The organism is Streptomyces sp. NBC_00249 (genome assembly GCF_026342355.1).
Classification (GTDB): domain Bacteria; phylum Actinomycetota; class Actinomycetes; order Streptomycetales; family Streptomycetaceae; genus Streptomyces.
This window is the reverse complement of the sequence record NZ_JAPEMV010000012.1, coordinates 41,998-58,382: the sequence shown is the minus strand read 5'-3', so window position 1 is coordinate 58,382 and position 16,385 is coordinate 41,998. Positions and strand designations below refer to the sequence as shown.

12 protein-coding genes are annotated in these 16,385 nt (G+C 73.4%); 9 read left to right on the top strand and 3 right to left on the bottom strand.

Going from position 1 to position 16,385, the window contains the following annotated elements:
• Positions 1-151: 151 nt before the first annotated feature.
• Positions 152-901: an SDR family oxidoreductase gene (locus OOK31_RS37400; RefSeq protein WP_267091904.1), complete on the bottom strand. Its 750-nt coding sequence runs from the start codon at positions 899-901 to the stop codon at positions 152-154.
• 155 nt (positions 902-1,056) lie between these two features.
• Here OOK31_RS37400 and OOK31_RS37395 point away from each other — a divergent pair, with 155 nt between their 5' ends.
• From OOK31_RS37395 to asnB, 5 genes are all read left to right on the top strand, one after another.
• Positions 1,057-4,383 carry a BTAD domain-containing putative transcriptional regulator gene (locus tag OOK31_RS37395; RefSeq protein ID WP_267091903.1) on the top strand — a complete coding sequence of 1,109 codons (3,327 nt, stop codon included), beginning with the start codon at positions 1,057-1,059 and terminating at the stop codon, positions 4,381-4,383.
• A 185-nt stretch (positions 4,384-4,568) separates the two neighbouring features.
• Complete coding sequence (locus OOK31_RS37390; protein ID WP_323188305.1) at positions 4,569-5,819, top strand: beta-ketoacyl-[acyl-carrier-protein] synthase family protein; 1,251 nt, start codon at positions 4,569-4,571, stop codon at positions 5,817-5,819.
• On the top strand, positions 5,816-7,039 hold the full coding sequence (locus OOK31_RS37385; protein ID WP_267091901.1) for a ketosynthase chain-length factor: 1,224 nt from the start codon (positions 5,816-5,818) through the stop codon (positions 7,037-7,039). The genes OOK31_RS37390 and OOK31_RS37385 overlap by 4 nt, the downstream gene beginning before the upstream one ends.
• Before the next feature lie 52 nt (positions 7,040-7,091).
• A complete protein-coding gene (locus tag OOK31_RS37380; RefSeq protein ID WP_267091900.1) occupies positions 7,092-7,349 on the top strand; it encodes an acyl carrier protein in 258 nt (85 codons plus the stop codon).
• A gap of 48 nt (positions 7,350-7,397) precedes the next feature.
• Positions 7,398-9,257, top strand: coding sequence for an asparagine synthase (glutamine-hydrolyzing) (gene asnB, locus OOK31_RS37375; protein WP_267091899.1), 1,860 nt, complete (start codon positions 7,398-7,400; stop codon positions 9,255-9,257).
• Positions 9,258-9,369: 112 nt separating this feature from the next.
• Here asnB and rfbH read toward each other — a convergent pair whose 3' ends face one another.
• Positions 9,370-10,677, bottom strand: a complete 1,308-nt coding sequence (gene rfbH, locus OOK31_RS37370) for a lipopolysaccharide biosynthesis protein RfbH (protein WP_267091898.1) — start codon at positions 10,675-10,677, stop codon at positions 9,370-9,372.
• Positions 10,678-10,863: 186 nt separating this feature from the next.
• Here rfbH and OOK31_RS37365 point away from each other — a divergent pair, with 186 nt between their 5' ends.
• Positions 10,864-11,898 (top strand): ketoacyl-ACP synthase III family protein, encoded by a 1,035-nt coding sequence (locus OOK31_RS37365; protein ID WP_267091897.1) that lies wholly within the window; start codon positions 10,864-10,866, stop codon positions 11,896-11,898.
• Between the two features lie 44 nt (positions 11,899-11,942).
• Here OOK31_RS37365 and OOK31_RS37360 read toward each other — a convergent pair whose 3' ends face one another.
• Positions 11,943-12,704 (bottom strand): SDR family NAD(P)-dependent oxidoreductase, encoded by a 762-nt coding sequence (locus OOK31_RS37360; protein WP_267091896.1) that lies wholly within the window; start codon positions 12,702-12,704, stop codon positions 11,943-11,945.
• 198 nt (positions 12,705-12,902) lie between these two features.
• On the opposite strand from OOK31_RS37360, the gene OOK31_RS37355 reads away from it, so the two are divergent.
• Genes OOK31_RS37355 through OOK31_RS37345 form a run of 3 tightly spaced genes read left to right on the top strand, consistent with a single transcriptional unit; the run spans position 12,903 to position 16,376 of the window.
• The gene (locus tag OOK31_RS37355) at positions 12,903-14,177 is read left to right on the top strand and encodes a nucleotide disphospho-sugar-binding domain-containing protein (RefSeq protein ID WP_267091895.1); all 1,275 of its coding nucleotides are present in this window, start codon (positions 12,903-12,905) and stop codon (positions 14,175-14,177) included.
• Positions 14,174-15,310: an acyl-CoA dehydrogenase family protein gene (locus tag OOK31_RS37350; protein ID WP_267091894.1), complete on the top strand. Its 1,137-nt coding sequence runs from the start codon at positions 14,174-14,176 to the stop codon at positions 15,308-15,310. Before OOK31_RS37355 ends, OOK31_RS37350 begins: the two co-directional genes overlap by 4 nt.
• A complete protein-coding gene (locus tag OOK31_RS37345) occupies positions 15,303-16,376 on the top strand; it encodes a methyltransferase (protein ID WP_267091893.1) in 1,074 nt (357 codons plus the stop codon). Before OOK31_RS37350 ends, OOK31_RS37345 begins: the two co-directional genes overlap by 8 nt.
• Positions 16,377-16,385: the final 9 nt, after the last annotated feature.

Genomic DNA, 16,385 nt, shown 5'->3' with positions numbered 1-16,385 from the left:
AGCGGGCTGGATCGGTACGGACGGACAGTGCGGACGGTGCGGATGCTTCAGGTGTTGAGGGGCCGCCCGGTCACCGCGCGGGGGTTCGCAGTGACCGGACGCCCCCGGCCGGGCCCCGCCGGAACCGGGGCCCGACCGGACCGGGGGGTCGTCAGATGCCCATCCCGGAGCCGCCGCTGACGTCGATGTTCTGGCCGGTCACCCAGCGGGCGTCGTCGGTGGCCAGGAAGGCCACCACATCGGCCACGTCGTCCGGCTGCCCGACCCGGTTGAAGACCGAGAAGCCGGCGGCGTGCGCCTTCGCGGCGGGATCGGCCATCCACGGATGGATATCGGTCTCGATGGTGCCGGGGGACACCGCGTTGACCGTGATCTGACGGGACCCGAGCGTCTGGGCGAGGGTCAGCGTCAGCACCTCCACCGCGCCCTTGCTCGCCGCGTACGAGGTCATCCCGGGGAAGGCCACCTTCGTGACGCCCGAGGAGATGTTGATGATGCGCCCGCCGTCGCGCAGCCGGTCCAGGCCCTTCTGGATGATGAAGAAGGGCGCCTTGGCGTTGATCGCGAAGACCTTGTCGTAGTCGGCCTCCGACACCTCGTGGATGAGGCCCGGCCCGGCGATCCCGGCGTTGTTGACGAGGATGTCCACCCCGTCGGCGTGCTCGTCGAAGGCCGCCCACAGCGCGTCCGCGTCACCCGGCAGCCCCAGTTCGGCGCGGATCGCGAAGGCCTGCCCGCCCGCCGCCTCGATGGTGTTCACCGTTTCCTTCGCGGCGCCCTCGTTGCCGGCGTAGTGCACGGCGACCCGGGCGCCCTCGGCGGCCAGCGCCAGTGCGATGCTCCGGCCGATCCCGCGGCTCGAACCGGTCACCAGTGCCGTCTTGCCGTCAAGCTTTCCCATGGCGGGGCTCCCTCTTGCTCTCGTTCGCTGCGTCTCTTCGTCCTCGCCGGTCGCCTCCCTTGTGGCCCCGACGTGATTCAGAGTGCGGCCGGGCGGCTCGGATCCGGTTCGGGTTCTGTTACGGCCCCGTTCGGGCCCCGGGATACGGTGACCGCATGCGATTCGGGGTATTGGGCCAGCTGGGCGTGTGGACGAGCGACGGCACACCCGTCAGGGTTCCCGAACTGAAGGTGCGGACCCTGCTCGCCTCCCTCCTCGTCGAACCCGGACGCCCGGTGGCCACCCACCGCCTCATCGACGGCCTGTGGGGCGAGGAGCCCCCCGGCAACCCCACCCGCGCCCTCCAGGCCAAGGTCTCCCAGCTGCGCCGCGCCCTCGACGAGGCCGAACCCGGCGCCCGCGACCTGGTCGAGTCCCAGGCCCCCGGCTACGTCCTGCGCACCCCCGAAGGCAGCCTCGACAGCGCCGCCTTCGCCTCCCTCGCCGCCCGCGCCCGCGCCGCCGCCGAACCCTCCGTGCGCGCCTCCCTCCTGGCCGACGCCCTCGCCGTCTGGCGCGGCCCCGCCTTCGCCGACTTCGAGCAGGAACCCTTCACCCGCGCCGCCGCCAACCGCCTGGAGGAGGAACGCCTCGTCGTACGCGAGGAACACGCCGAGGCCCGCCTCGAACTGGGCGAACACGCGCAGCTCGTCGGGGAACTCGCCGAACTCGTCGAGCGGCACCCGCTGCGCGAACGGCTGCGCGCCGCACACCTGAACGCCCTGTACGGCGCGGGCCGCCAGAGCGAGGCCCTCGCCGGCTACGAGGACCTCCGCGCCCGCCTCGCCGACGACCTCGGCCTCGACCCCAGCCCCGCCCTGGCCGCCCTGCAACGGGCCATCCTGACGCAGGACCCCGCCCTCACGGCGCCCCGCCCCGCCGCACCCCCCGCCGCCCCGCCGCCCGGCACCGGCACCGGCACCGGCACCGGCCCGGGCCCCGGCGCCCGCCCCGCGCCCCCCGCCGAAGCCCCCGCCGCCACCGGCCCCCGTACGAACCTCCCCGCCGCGCTGTCCCCGCTGCTGGGCCGCGACCAGGCCGTGGCCGACGTACGCGAACTCGTCGCCACCCGCCGCCTGGTCACCCTCACCGGCCCCGGCGGCGTCGGCAAGACCCGCCTCGCCGTCGAGACCGCCGCCGCCCTCGACCCGGCCGCCTTCCGCGACGGCATCTGGCTGGTCGAACTCGCCGGCGTCGGCGCCGCCTCCCGCCCGGCCCCCGCCACCGCGCCCGCCGCCCGGACCACCGAGGTCGCCGAAGCCGTCGCCACCGCCCTCGGCATCCGCGACGACGCCGTCTGGGGCGTGGTGCCCGCCGCACAGCAGCGCCTCACCCCCGGCCAGCGCCTCGCCGCCACCCTGCGCGACCGCGAACTGCTCCTCGTACTCGACAACTGCGAGCACCTCGTCGACGAGGTCGCCGAACTCGCCGAACTGCTCCTGCGCACCGCACCCGGCCTGCGCATCCTGACGACCAGCCAGGAAGCCCTCGCACTGGCCGGCGAAACCCTGTGGACCGTCCCCACCCTCGAACTCCGCGCGGCCGTCGAACTGTTCACGGCCCGCGCCGCCGCCACCGCACCCGGATTCACCCTCCAGGGCGCGGACCGCGAGGCCGTCGAAGCCGTCTGCGCCCGCCTCGACGGCATCCCCCTCGCCCTGGAACTCGCCGCGACCCGCGTCCGCGCCCTCGGCGTACGCGGGGTCCTCGACCGCCTCGACGACCGGTTCCGCCTCCTCAGCTCCGGCCGCCGCGGCGCCCCCGCCCGCCAGCAGACCCTGCGCGCCGTCATCGACTGGAGCTGGGACCTCCTCGGCGCCCCCGAACGCGCCGTGCTGCGCCGCCTCGCCGTACACGCCGAAGGCTGCACCCTGGAAGCCGCCGAGGAGGTCTGCGCCGGCGAGGACATCGACCCCGCCGACGTGCTCGACCTGCTGGCCCGCCTCGTCGACCGCTCCCTGCTCGCCCTCACCCACACCCCGGCCGGCCCCCGCTACCGGCTGCTCGAATCGGTGGCCGCCTACTGCGCCGAACGCCTCACCGAGGCCGGCGAGTCCCAGCCCGTCCGCGCCCGCCACCTCGCCCACCACCTGGCCCTCGCCGAGAGCGCCGAACCCGCCCTGCGCGCCGCCGGCCAGCACGCCTGGCTGGAACGCCTCGACACCGAGGCCGCCAACCTCCGCACCGCCCTCGCCACCGCGACCGCGACCGACGCCGACGCCGCCCTCCGCCTGGTCTGCGCCCTGTCCTGGTACTGGGTGCTGCGCGGCCGCCTCGGCGAAGGACGCCGCTCCCTGGACGCCGCCCTCGCCGCCCCCGGCGACACCGCCCCCGCGCTGCGCGCCCGCGCCCTGGTCCTGCGTACCGGATTCGCGATCATGGCGGGGGAGGGCGCCGACCGCACCGACCGCATCCGCCACAGCCTGCGCCCCTACGAGGACCAGGAGACCGCCGCCGCCCACGACCTCGCCCGCGCCCGCTGGTTCCTGGGCCACGCCCTGTGCGGCACCGGCGACCTCACCAGCGGCCGCGAACTCACCGAGCGCGCCCTCGAAGGCTTCACCGCAGCCCGGGACGACTGGGGCACCGCCGCCGCCCTCGCCGACCGATCCGCCCAGCGGCTCCTGGCCGGCGACCTCGACGGAGCCGCCCGCGACGGCGACCGCAGCGCCGCCCTCTTCGCGGAACTCGGCGACGGAGCCGCCCGCCTCTGGTCCGTGTACCCCCTCGCCATGCTCGCCGAGATCCACGGCGACTACACCGAAGCCACCCGGCTGCGCCGCGAGGCCCTGGACACCGCCGAAAGCCTCGGCCTGACCACCCAGGCCGCCGACCTCCTCTCGGGCCTGGGCCGCGGCGCCCTCCTCACCGGCGACCTCGACGCCGCCCGCGACCTGCACGAACGCTCCCGCAAACTCGCCGCCGAACAGGGCTTCCAGGCCGGGGAGATCAACGCCGTCCTCGGCCTCGGCCTCGGCGCCCGCCGCGCCGGGGACCTCGCCGAAGCCGAGGCCCACATGCGCCGCGTCCTGGACTGGCACCGCTCCGTCGGCCTCGACGGGGCCAACGCCCTGGTCCTCGCCGAACTCGGCTACGCCGCCGAACTGCGCGGCGACGCCGAAGCCGCCCTCGCCCTCCAGGAGGAGGGCCTCGCCATGGCCCGCACCACCGGAGACCCCCGCGCCCTGGCTCTGGCCCTCGAAGGCCTCGCCGGAGCCCACGCCCTGGCCGGCCGCCCCGCCACCACCGCCGCCCTCCTCGGCGCGGCCGACGCCGCCCGCCGCTCCGCCGGCGCCCCCCTCCCCCCGGCGGAACGCGCCGACGTCGACCGCATCACCACCAAGGCCCGCACCACCCTGACCCCCGAAGCCTTCACCAAGGCCTTCACCGAAGGCACCGCGCACACCCCCGCGACGGCATACGCCCAGATCACCGCCGGATAGGGCGCCGCTGGCGCCCGGCCGGAGACGGGCGGCGAAGCTGACCCGTCGGCTTCGGACGTGCCTCGGCCCCTTCTCCAAACCGGCTTGAAGACCCCGGCCGAGACTGTGCCCTGCGAATCGGAGCAGGGCGTACAGCGGGTGGGAGAGGGGAAACGGTGCCAGGAAGACTCGGTGCTCGGCGCGTCGTGGTGACCGGGATCGGCGTGATCGCTCCCGGAGGGATCGGGACGAAGCAGTTCTGGGAGCTGCTCAGCGAGGGCCGGACCGCCACACGGACCATCACGCAGTTCGATGCGAGCGCGTTCCGCTCCCGAGTGGCGGCCGAATGCGATTTCGACCCCGTGGCCTCGGGGCTGCGCCGGCGCGAGATCCGCGCCTGGGACCGCACCACGCAGTTCGCGGTCGTCGCCGCCCGTGAGGCCCTGGCCGACAGCGGTGTCATCGGCGAGCTGGACCCGCACCGGACCGGCGTCATGGTCGGCACCGCCTGCGGCATGACGCAGAGCCTGGACCGGGAGTACGCCGTCGTCAGTGACGAGGGCAGCAAGTGGCACGTCGACGAGGCGCACGGATCGCCCTACCTCTACGACTACTTCGCCCCCTCCTCCATGGCCGCCGAACTTGCTTGGATCGCCGAGGCCGAGGGCCCGGTCGGTGTCCTGTCGACCGGCTGCACCTCGGGGATCGACGTGCTGGGCCACGCCGCGGACCTGATCGCCGACGGCTCCGCGGACGTGATGATCAGCGGCGCGTCCGACGCGGCCATCTCCCCGATCACGGTGGCGTGCTTCGACGCCATCCGGGCGACGACACCGCGCAACGACGACCCGGCGACCGCCTCCAGGCCCTTCGACCGGACCCGCAACGGCTTCGCCCTGGGCGAGGGATCGGCGATCCTGGTCCTGGAGGAATACGAACACGCCCGTCGGCGCGGCGCCCACATCTACGCGGAGATCGCCGGACACGCCACCCGCGCCAACGCGTTCAGCATGACCGGACTGCGCCCCGACGGACGGGAACTGGCCGAGGCCATCACCACGGCCCTCGACCGTGCCCGCCTGAACCCCGGCGACCTCGACTACGTCAACGCCCACGGCTCGTCGACGAAGCAGAACGACCTGCACGAGACCATGGCCTACAAACACAGCCTCGGCCGGCACGCCTGGACGACCCCCATCAGCTCCATCAAGTCGATGATCGGGCACTCCCTCGGGGCGATCTGCTCGCTGGAGGTCGCCGCCTCCATCCTGGCCATCGAGCACGGGCTGATCCCGCCGACGGCCAATCTGCACGAGCCCGATCCCGAATGCGACCTGGACTACGTCCCGCTGACGGCCCGGGAGCAGGTCTCCGACGCCGTACTCAGCGTCGCCAGCGGCTTCGGCGGCTTCCAGAGCGCGATCGTGCTCACCGCACCGCACCGGAGCGCCGCATGAACGCCCCCGTGGTCACCGGCCTCGGGGTGGTCTCGCCGAACGGCCTGGGTACCGAGCCCTACTGGGAGGCGACGCTGCGCGGCGAGAGCGGAATCGCCGCCATCACGCGCTTCGACACGGGCGGCTACCCGGCCGGCGTGGGCGGCGAGGTCAAGGACTTCGACGCCAAGGAGCACCTGCCGAGCCGGCTCCTGCCCCAGACCGACCACATGACCCGCCTCGCGCTCGTCGCCGCCGAACACGCACTGTCCGACGCCGGCCTGGACCCCCGTACGATGCCGGACTTCGCGGTGGGCGTGGTCACCGCCGCGTCGGCGGGTGGCATGGAGTTCGGCCAGCGCGAGATGCAGGCGCTGTGGAGCAAGGGCGGCGCCTACGTCAGCTCGTACCAGGCATTCGCCTGGTTCTACCCCGTCAACACGGGCCAGATCTCGATCCGGCACGGCATGCGCGGCGCCAGCTCCGCGCTCGTGACGGAACAGGCCGGCGGACTCGACGCCGTCGCCAAGGCCCGCCGGCACATCCACCAGGGCACCCCGCAGATGCTGGCGGGCGGCGTCGACAGCGCCCTGTGCCCCTGGGGCTGGCTGTGCATGTCACGCTCGGGCAGGGTCTCCACCGTCGACGACCCGGCACGCGCCTACCTGCCCTTCGACACCGAGGCTTCCGGATACGTCCCGGGAGAGGGCGGCGCCCTCCTCGTCGTCGAGGACCAGGAGGCGGCCGACCGGCGCGGCGCGCACAAGCGCTACGGCGTCGTGACCGGCCACGCCTCCACCTTCGACCCCAGGCCCGGATCCGGGCGGCCGCCCGGTCTGCGCCGCGCCGTCGAGGCGGCCCTCGCGGAAGCGCGGATCACCCCCGACGAGATCGGCGTGGTGTTCGCCGACGCCTGCGGAGTACCGGAGCTCGACCGGGTGGAGGCCGAGGTGCTGGCCGGCGTGTTCGGCCCGCGCGGCGTCCCCGTCACCGCGCCGAAGACCATGACGGGCCGGCTGCTCGCCGGGGGTGCCTCGCTCGACCTCGCGACGGCCCTGCTGGCCCTGCGCGACCAGGTCGTGCCGCCCACCGTCGGCATCACCCGCCCGGCCCACGGCGAACTGCTCGACCTGGTCCTCGGCCAGCCCCGCGAGATCCCGCTCACCCACGCCCTGGTCCTGGCCCGCGGCTACGGAGGGTTCAACTCCGCGATGGTCGTACGCCGCGCCGACGGGGCCTGACCGCACGTACCGATACCGCACCCCGATCACACAGCAACCAAGAGGAGTGGACATGAGCGCCTTCGGCGTCAAGGAACTGGTGGACGCGCTGCGCGAGAGCGCGGGCGAGGACGAGGACATCAACCTGGAGGGCGACATCCTCGATGTCGACTTCGAGTCGCTCGGATACGACTCGCTCGCCCTCTTCAACACCGTCCGCACCATCGAGCGCGAACTGGGCATCGAGCTTCCCGACGACGCCATCAGCGTCACCGGCACGCCGCGCGGGCTGCTCGACGAGGTCGGCAAGGCGGTCGCGCAGGCCGCCTGAACCGCCACAGCGATTCGATCAGGGACAGGGAAGGCAAGGTCATAGCAGATGTGTGGCATCGTCGGGTGGGTCGACTACAAGCGTGACCTCGACACCGACCCCTCCGCTCTCTCCGTCGCACGAGCGATGACGGACACCCTCGCGTGCCGGGGGCCCGACGACGAGGGCGTCCTGTCCGCCCGCCGGGCCGTACTCGGACACCGCAGGCTGTCCATCATCGACCGGGCGGGCGGAGCCCAGCCGATGCAGTTCGCCGCGGGCGGCGCGACGGTCGCCGCGCTGACGTTCTGCGGCGAGGTCTACAACTTCCAGGAACTGCGCGCGGAACTGACCTCCAAGGGCCACACGTTCCGCACCCGCAGCGACACCGAGGTCGTCCTGCACGCCTACCTGGAGTGGGGCGAGCACCTCGTCGACCGGCTCAACGGCATGTACGCCTTCGCCATCTGGGACGCCCGGTCCGAGGAGCTGCTGCTCGTACGCGACCGCATGGGCGTCAAACCGCTCTACTACTTCGAGTCCCCGAACGGCATCGTCTTCGGCTCGGAGCCGAAGACCCTCTTCGCCCACCCCGGCGTTCCCCGCACGGTGGACGCCGAGGGGCTGTGCGAGGCCCTCGACATGGTGAAGACCCCGGAGCACGCGGTGTTCTCGGGACTGCGCGAGGTCCGGCCCGGCCAGCTGCTGCGCGTGCGGCGCCAGGGGATCCTGCGCCGCCGCTACTGGCAGCTGGAGGCGCGGGAGCACACGGACGACCTCCCCACCACCATCGCCACGGTGCGGGGGCTGCTGGAGGACATCGTCTCCCGTCAGCTCGTCGCCGACGTGCCCCTGTGCTCCCTGCTGTCCGGCGGACTCGACTCGTCCGCCGTGACGGCGCTGGCCGCGCGGACCATGGCGGAGCGCGGAGACGGGCCGGTGCGCTCCTTCTCCGTGGACTTCGCGAACCCGGGGCAGGGCTTCGCGCCCGACGCCGTCCGCTCCGCCCCCGACACGCCCTTCGCCAGGGAACTGGCCGCACACGTGGGCGCCGAGCACACCGAAGTGCTGCTGGACAGCGCCGAGCTGGTCGACCCTGCGGTCCGGGCGGCGGTGCTGCGGGCCACGGACCTGCCCCCCGCGTTCTGGGGAGACATGTGGCCCTCCCTGTACCTGCTGTTCCGGGCCGTGCGGCAGCGCTCGACGGTCGCCCTGTCGGGGGAGTCCGCCGACGAGCTGTTCGGCGGCTACATGTGGTTCCGCAACCCCAACGCCATCGCCGCGGACACGTTCCCCTGGCTCACCTCCGGCTCCGCCCGCTACTTCGGCGGCCTCGGCCTGCTGGACCGGGGACTGCTCGACAAGCTGGACATCCCCGGCTACCGGGCGGCCCGCTACCGCGAAGCGCTCACCGAGGTGCCGGTGCTGGCGGGAGAGGACGGCGTGGAGCGCCGGATGCGCGAGATCACCCACCTCAACCTCACGCGCTTCGTGCAGACGCTGCTCGACCGCAAGGACCGCATGAGCATGGCCGTCGGCCTCGAGGTGCGGGTGCCGTTCTGCGACCACCGCCTGGTGGAGTACGTCTTCAACGTGCCCTGGGCGATGAAGACGTTCGACGGCCGGGAGAAGAGCCTGCTGCGCGCCGCGACTGCGGACCTGCTGCCGGCCTCGGTCCTCCAGCGCGTGAAGACGCCCTACCCGGCCACCCAGGACCCGCGCTACGAACAGGCCCTGCGCAGGCAGCTGGACGCCGTGCTCGCCGATCCGAACGCACCTGTGCGGCCGTTCCTCGACCTGGAACGGGTCACCAGGACCCTCGGCCGCTCCGCGGGCGACGTCAGCCGGCCCTATGCCAGAGGCGGCATCGAGATGGCCCTGTGGCTCGACGCCTGGCTGCGTGCCTACGACGTCACCGTCGACATCTGAACGGACGGGGCCCCACGCCCCGGGAACGACTCCGGCCTCCAGGACCTTGATCAGGTCCTGGAGGCCGGAGTCGTTCCCGGGGGCGGGCGCAGCGGCGGCCGCCCCCGGCCGGTCAGCGCGCGCCCGCGGCGAACTCCCTCAGCGAGGCGGCCACGTAGTCGATCATCTCGGTGGTGAGGCCGGGGTAGACACCCACCCAGAAGGTGCGCTCCAGGATGACGTCGCTGTTCGTGAGGTCGCCCACTACCCGGAAGTCACGGTCCAGGTAGCCGGGGTGACGGGTCAGGTTCCCCGCGAACAGCAGCCGCGTACCGATGTTCCGGTTCCCGAGGAACTGCAGCAGTTCGTACCGGTCGAAGGCGGCGTCCTGCGACAGCGTGATCGCGAAACCGAACCAGCTGGGGTCGCTGTCGGCGGTGGCCCGGGGCAGCACGTAGTCCGGGATGCCCTCCAGCCCGTCGCGCAGCCGCTGCCAGTTGCGGCGCCGCGCCGCGCCGAAGTCCTCCAGCCGGGACAGCTGGGTCAGGCCCAGCGCCGCCTGGATGTCGGTGGCCTTCAGGTTGTAGCCGACGTGCGAGAACGTGTACTTGTGGTCGTAGCGCTCCGGCAGGTCGCCCAGCCGGTAGAAGAACCGCTTGTGGCAGGTGTCGTCCTCACCCGGCTCGCACCAGCAGTCCCGGCCCCAGTCCCGCATCGACTCGACGATCCTGGCGAGTGCCAGGTTGTCGGTGAGCACACAGCCGCCCTCACCCGTGGTGATGTGGTGCGCCGGGTAGAAGCTCGTGGTGGCCAGGTCGCCGAAGGTACCCGTCAGCTTGCCCCGGTACAGCGAGCCCACGGCATCGCAGTTGTCCTCGATCAGGAACAGGCCGTGCTCGTCGGCGAGCCTGGCGATCTCCTCGACCTCGTACGGGTTGCCGAGTGCGTGCGCCAGCATGATGGCCTTGGTCTTGGGCCCGATCGCCGCCGCGACCCGCTCGGCCGAGGCGTTGTAGGTGCCCAGCTCGACGTCCACGTAGACCGGCGTCATGCCGTTCTGGTAGATCGGGTTGACGGTGGTGGGGAATCCGGCGGCGACGGTGATGACCTCGTCGCCCGGCCTCAGCCGGCGGTCGCCGAGCTGGGGGGAGGTCAGGGCCGACAGGGCCAGCAGGTTCGCCGAGGAGCCCGAGTTGGTCATGTGGGCCTTGCGCAGGCCCAGCGTCTTGGCGAACCGCCGTTCGAACGTGCGGGAGCTGTGGCCCGCCGCGATCCGCATGTCCAGGGCGGCCTCCACCAGGGCCACCCGGTCCTCTGCGGTGAGCACCGCCCCGGACGGCAGGACAGGGGTGATGCCGGGAACGAACTCCCGTTCCCCGGCTACCTCCTGGTGATACTTCGCAACGGATTCAAGAATGAGCCGCTTGGCTTCGCCGGCCATCGTCAACCTCCAGGTCAGGATGGGCGCCACCCTCACCGATGGGCTTCGATGGTGCTTCAAGCCGCATCGGAGGGCCGGGGGCGGGGACGGTGGGGGCGGCTGCTCGAAGCGTGCTCCAAGGGCGCCTGCCAGGGTGACCGCCTCGCAGTCCCCCCGTCCCTTCCCTCAACCGGGAGAAGAATTTCCATGCGCTGGGAAAACCTGTTCGTGTCCGGTGTGGCCACCTGGCTGCCGCCCGTGGTCGCCACCGAGGACGTCGTCTCCTCCGGGGTCGTGACCCCCGAGCGGAGCAAGCTGCGCGGCATAGAGTCGGTCACCGTCGCCTCCGCGCACGAGGAGGACGCGCCGCCGCGGATGGCCGTCCGCGCCGCGAAGGAGGCCCTGCGGCAGGGCGCGACCGACCCGGCCGACGTGGCGCTGGTGCTGCACAGCTCGCTGTGGTTCCAGGGCATCGACATGTGGCCCGCGGCCAGCTACATCGCCCACGAGGCCGTCGGACGCGAGGTGCCGTCCTTCGGTCTCGCACAGCGCTGCAACGGCGGCATGGGCTCGATCGAGCTGGCCGCCTCCGTCCTCGCCGCCGGTACCGGAGGCGGCCATGCGGCCCTCCTCACCACCGCCGACCGTTTCGCCGAGCCGCGGATCGACCGCTGGAACAGCGTCGACGTGACCATGTACGGGGACGGCGCCACCGCACTCGTGCTGTCCACCCGGGGCGGCTTCGCCCGGGTACTGGCCACCGCCACCGCCGCGGACAACTCGCTGGAGGTCCTCTCCCGGGGCGACGAACCCCTCACCCCGCACCCCGCCGAGCCGTCGGTCACGGCCGACCTCGGCGAACGCACCGTACGCGGCGCGACGGCCGCGGGCTTCCCCGACCTCGCCCACCGCTACATCGACCTGCTCGTCTCCGCGAAGACCCGTGTGCTGGAGGACTCCGGCACGTCCGCCGACGACCTCGCCTGGGCCGTCATCCCCGTCTCACGGCGCGGGACCGGCCACGAACTGCACCACCTGCTCGGCGTGCCCGACGAGCGGACCTCCTGGGCGTACGGCCGCACCACCGGCCACCTCGGCGCGGGCGACCAGTTCGCCGGCCTCGCCCACCTCACCGCGACGGGTCAGGCCCGCCCCGGTGACCGGGTGCTGCTCTTCGGCGGCGGCGCGGGCTACACCTGCACCGCGGCGGTCGTGGAGATTCTGAGCCCGCCCACGCCGTGAGACGGGACCGGGCCGCCCTTTCCGGATCCGGCCCGGTCACAGCACTAGCGGCCGCCGGCCACGGTGAGGACCTGCCCCGAGATGTTGCCGTTGGCGGCGGAACCGAGGAAGGCCACCGCGGACGCCACCTCCTCGGGCAGGGTGAGGCGGCCCGTAGGAGTCAGCTTGAGCTCCTCCTCCCGGACCTCACCGGGCAGCGCCGTGCGCACCCCGTCGGTCAGCGTGAGCCCGGGGCTGACGACGTTGACCAGGACTCCGTCGCGGCCCGCGTCCCAGGCCAGGCTGCGGGTCAGACCGTGCAGGGCCATCTTCGCGGCGCCGTAGATCTCCTGGCGCGGCTTGCCGTCCACCGCCACGTGCGAGGACACGAACACCATCCGCCCCCAGCCCCGTTCGCGCATCCCGGCGAGCGCCAGCTGAGCCGTACGCACCGTCCCGCCGACGTTGCCCCGCAGCAGCGGCTCCCACTCCTCGGGCGGCAGGTCCTCGAACCGCTCACCGGGCCCGCGGCGGCGCGGCCGCACCAGGGCGTTGGCCACCAGCACGTCGATACCGCCCCACCGGGCGCACACCTCCTCGACGACAGCCTCCGGCGAGCCCGGCTCGTCGAGCGCGTACCGCAGGTGGCAGGCCCGGTCCCGGGAGGCGCCCAGGCCGGCGGCGGCGCGGGCCGCCGCCGCCTCGTCCGAGCGGTAGGTGAGCGCGACCCTGGCGCCCTCGGCGGAGAACGCCCTCGCCACCGCCAGCCCGATCCCCTTGCTTCCGCCGGTCACCAGCACGGTCCGGTCGCGCAGTCCCATGTCCATCTCGCAAGAGCCCTCCTGTGTCGTCCCCGCCCCGCGGCGGCGAGTGAGCGCAGCATGGCGACCGGAGATCGAAGACGCTTCGAAAACGGGGACCGCCGCCGGCCGGGCACGGCCCTTCGACGCTTCCTCGGCCTCGCGTCGAAGCGGCGGCTGGAGCATCGCGGGCAACCCCATCCGCCCCCTCTCGAGGTGATGATCTTGCGAGTACTGCTCACCACGTGGGCATGGCCGTCACATCTGTACCCGATGGTTCCGCTCGGCTGGGCCCTGCAGGCCGCCGGGCACGAGGTGCGGGTCGCCGTCGGCCCCTCCCTGGCCGACGCCGTGACCGCGGCCGGCCTGACGCCGGTGGTCGTCAGGGACGACGCCGACCTGGTCGGCCTGTCCACGGCCCCCGCGCTCAACTCCTGGCACCACCAGGAGCGCTGGACCTCGGACTGGTACGGCAGGCCCGAGCTGCTCAGCCCCGCCCGACGGGAGATGTACGCCGCCCTCGGGCGCAAGCAGACCGCCATGGCCGCGTCGATGGTCGACGGCGTGGTGGACTTCGCCCGCGACTGGCGGCCCGATCTCGTGGTGCACGACGCCGTCACCTTCGCCGGGCTGGTGGCCGGAGCCGTGCTCGGGGTTCCGACCGTCGCCACCCTGTGGGGCGCCATCGCGCTCCCCCTCCACCACCGCGACCTCCTCACCGGCGAGCCCTCACCCGAGTTCGCGGCTCTGTTCGAGCGCTTCGGCGTGCCGCCCAAACTCGGCCCCGACCTGTGGCTCGACCCCTGCCCGCCCGGGATGAGCCTGCCCTCGCCCGAACCCCGGCTGCCCTACCGTTACGTCCCCTACAACGGCCCCGGCGCCGCACCGGACTGGCTCCGCGAACCGGCGGACCGCCCGCGCGTGTGTGTCACCTGGGGGATCACCACGGGCCGGATCCGCACCGCCGGTGCCACCGACGTCTTCGACCAGGTGGTGGAAGCGGTCTCCGGCCTGGACGCCGAGATCGTCTTCGCCCTCTCGCCCGCCCAGCGCGAAGGCCTCGGCGCGCTGCCCGCAGGAGCCCGCGTCGTCGAATCCCTGCCGCTGAACCTGCTGCTGCCGTCCTGCGCGGTGGTCGTCCACCAGGGCGGCGGCGGGACGACGATGACCGCCGTCCGGTCCGGGACGCCCCAGCTGATCGTCTCGCCGCGCCCCGAGCAGATGATGACCGGCGACCGCCTGGAGCGGCTCGGAGCCGCCCGGCACCTCGTACGCGGCGAACTGGCCGACGACCCCGTGGGCGCCACGGCCCGGCTGCGCACGGCCCTCCTCGACCTGCTCGCCGACGAGTCCGGTGTCCGCGCCGCGTCGCGGCTGCGCGCGGACATGCTCGCCCAGCCCGCCCCGGCCTCCCTCCTGCCCCACCTGGAAACCCTCGTGGAATCCGGTACCCCCCGTCCGCCCCACGGCACGGACCCGCACGTGAAGGCGGCGAGTTGAACACCGAAGGACCCCGCACACCGGCCGCCGACGGCGCACCGCGGACCGAGGCCCTGGGCGCCCTGGCGGCGCGCAGCGCCGAGCGGACCGAGAGCGAGCGCCGCCTGCCCGTCGACGTCGTCGAGGCACTCAGGGACGCCGGCTTCGCCCGCCACCTGGTGCCCGCCCGCTGGGGCGGCACCGACGGCACCTACACCACGCTCCTGCACGCGGTTGCCGAGATCGGCGAGAGCTGCGCCTCCACCGCGTGGAACGCCGCCGTGCACGCCATCCTCGGCCGGATGGTGTCCCACCTTCCCGACAAGGGGCTGGCGGAGGTCTGGGGCACGGGAGCGGGGGCCGACGAACTGCTCGCCGCGTCCATCGCCCCGTCGGGGCATGTGACGCGAACCGCGGACGGCTACCGGCTGAGCGGCACCTGGTCCTTCGCCAGCGGCGTCGACCACGCCGCATGGGTCCTGCTCGGGGCGCTGACCCCCGAACGGGAGTACCGCTTCTTCCTGGTGCCCCGCACCCGCTGCCGGGTCCTGGACACCTGGGACAACGTCGGCCTCGCGGGTACCGGAAGCAACGCCGTCGCCCTCGACGACGTACCCGTACCGCACCACCTCACCTGCACCCAGGCCGACCTGATGGCCGGATCCGTCGAGACGGGCCCGGCGAAGGTCCCGTTCAAGGCCGTCAACGGGCTCACGTTCGTCGCGCCCGCGCTCGGAGCGGCTCGGTCCGCGCTGCGCGCCTCAGCGGCGCGGATGGCGTCGAAGACCGAGATCACCGGAGGCGCGGCGCGCGCCAACCCTGCCGTACAGACGGCCCTGGCCCGGGCCGGCGCGGAGATCGACGCCGCGCAGCTTCTGCTGGAGCGGGCGGCGGCCGTCGCCGACAGAGGAGCGACCGGGGCGCTCGAACGGGCCCGGGCCCCCCGGGACTTCGCGTACGCGGCCGAACTGCTCGCCTCAGCTGTCGACAGGCTGTTCCGCACCGGCGGGGCACGCACCCAGACCGCCACCGACCCGGTCCAGCGGGCCTGGAGGGACGTGAACTGCGCGGCGGGCCACGCGGTCCTGCAGTTCGGATCCACTGTCGGCACCTTCAGCACCCACCTCATGGACGGAGAGCACCACCATGCCTGAGCAGACCACCGGAGCCCCGGCGGCACCCGCCCCCCTGGACCTCGTCACCCCCGACGGCCCCCTGTCCCCGCGCCTGAAGCTGATGCTGCTGGCCAACGGCCAGCGGTTCACCGCCGTGATCCACACCCTGGCGGAACTCGACGTGGCCGGCCTGCTGGCCGCGGGACCCCTGCCGGTGAGCCGGCTCGCCGAACAGGCCGGATGCGACGCCGGCCAGCTCTACCGGGTACTGCGGTTCGCCGTCCTGATCGGCCTGTTCCATGAGGTGGAGCCCGAGGTCTTCGCGCTGACCGAGCTCGCCGAAGGCCTGCGCGCCGACCTGCCGGACAACGTTCGCGACGCCGTGCTCCTCGACGGTTCCGAGCGTTTCAACCGGGCCTTCAACGGCCTCCTCCACAGCGTCCGCACCGGGAAGCCCGGCTTCGACCACGTCCACGGGACGTCCTTCTGGGACCACCTGGCCCGGGACCAGGAGGCCGGGGACACCTTCGACGCGGCCATGACCGGGATCAGCCGCCGCCTCGGCAGCATCTACCTGGAGCGCCACGACTTCGGCAGCCCCGCGCGGATCGCCGACATCGGCGGCGGACGGGGCTGGTTCCTCGCCTCGCTGCTGGAGCGCAACCCCGACGCCACGGGGGTCCTCTTCGACCGGCCGGCGGTGGCGGCAGAGGCGCGGACGCTGCTGGAGGAGCGGGGCGTGGCCGACCGGACCGAGACCCTCGGCGGCGACTTCCTCACCGACGACCTCCCGACGGGCTGCGACACGTACGTCCTGAAGACCGTCCTGCACGACTGGCCCGACGACGAGGCACGGACCATCCTGCGCCGCGTCCGGGCGGCCGTCGGCGACACCGGCGCGCGCCTGCTGATCCTCGAACAGGTCGTGGCCCCGCTGAACGCCTGGGACCCGGCGAAGCTCCTCGACCTCGACATGATGGTCGTCATGGGCGGCCGCGAGCGCAATCTCGCCGAATGGAGCGCCCTGCTGGCCTCCGCCGGGTTCCGCGTCGCCAACCAGCCGCAGGCGGGGGAGTGGACCGTCCTGGAATGCCTCCCCGTGTGACGGCGGCCC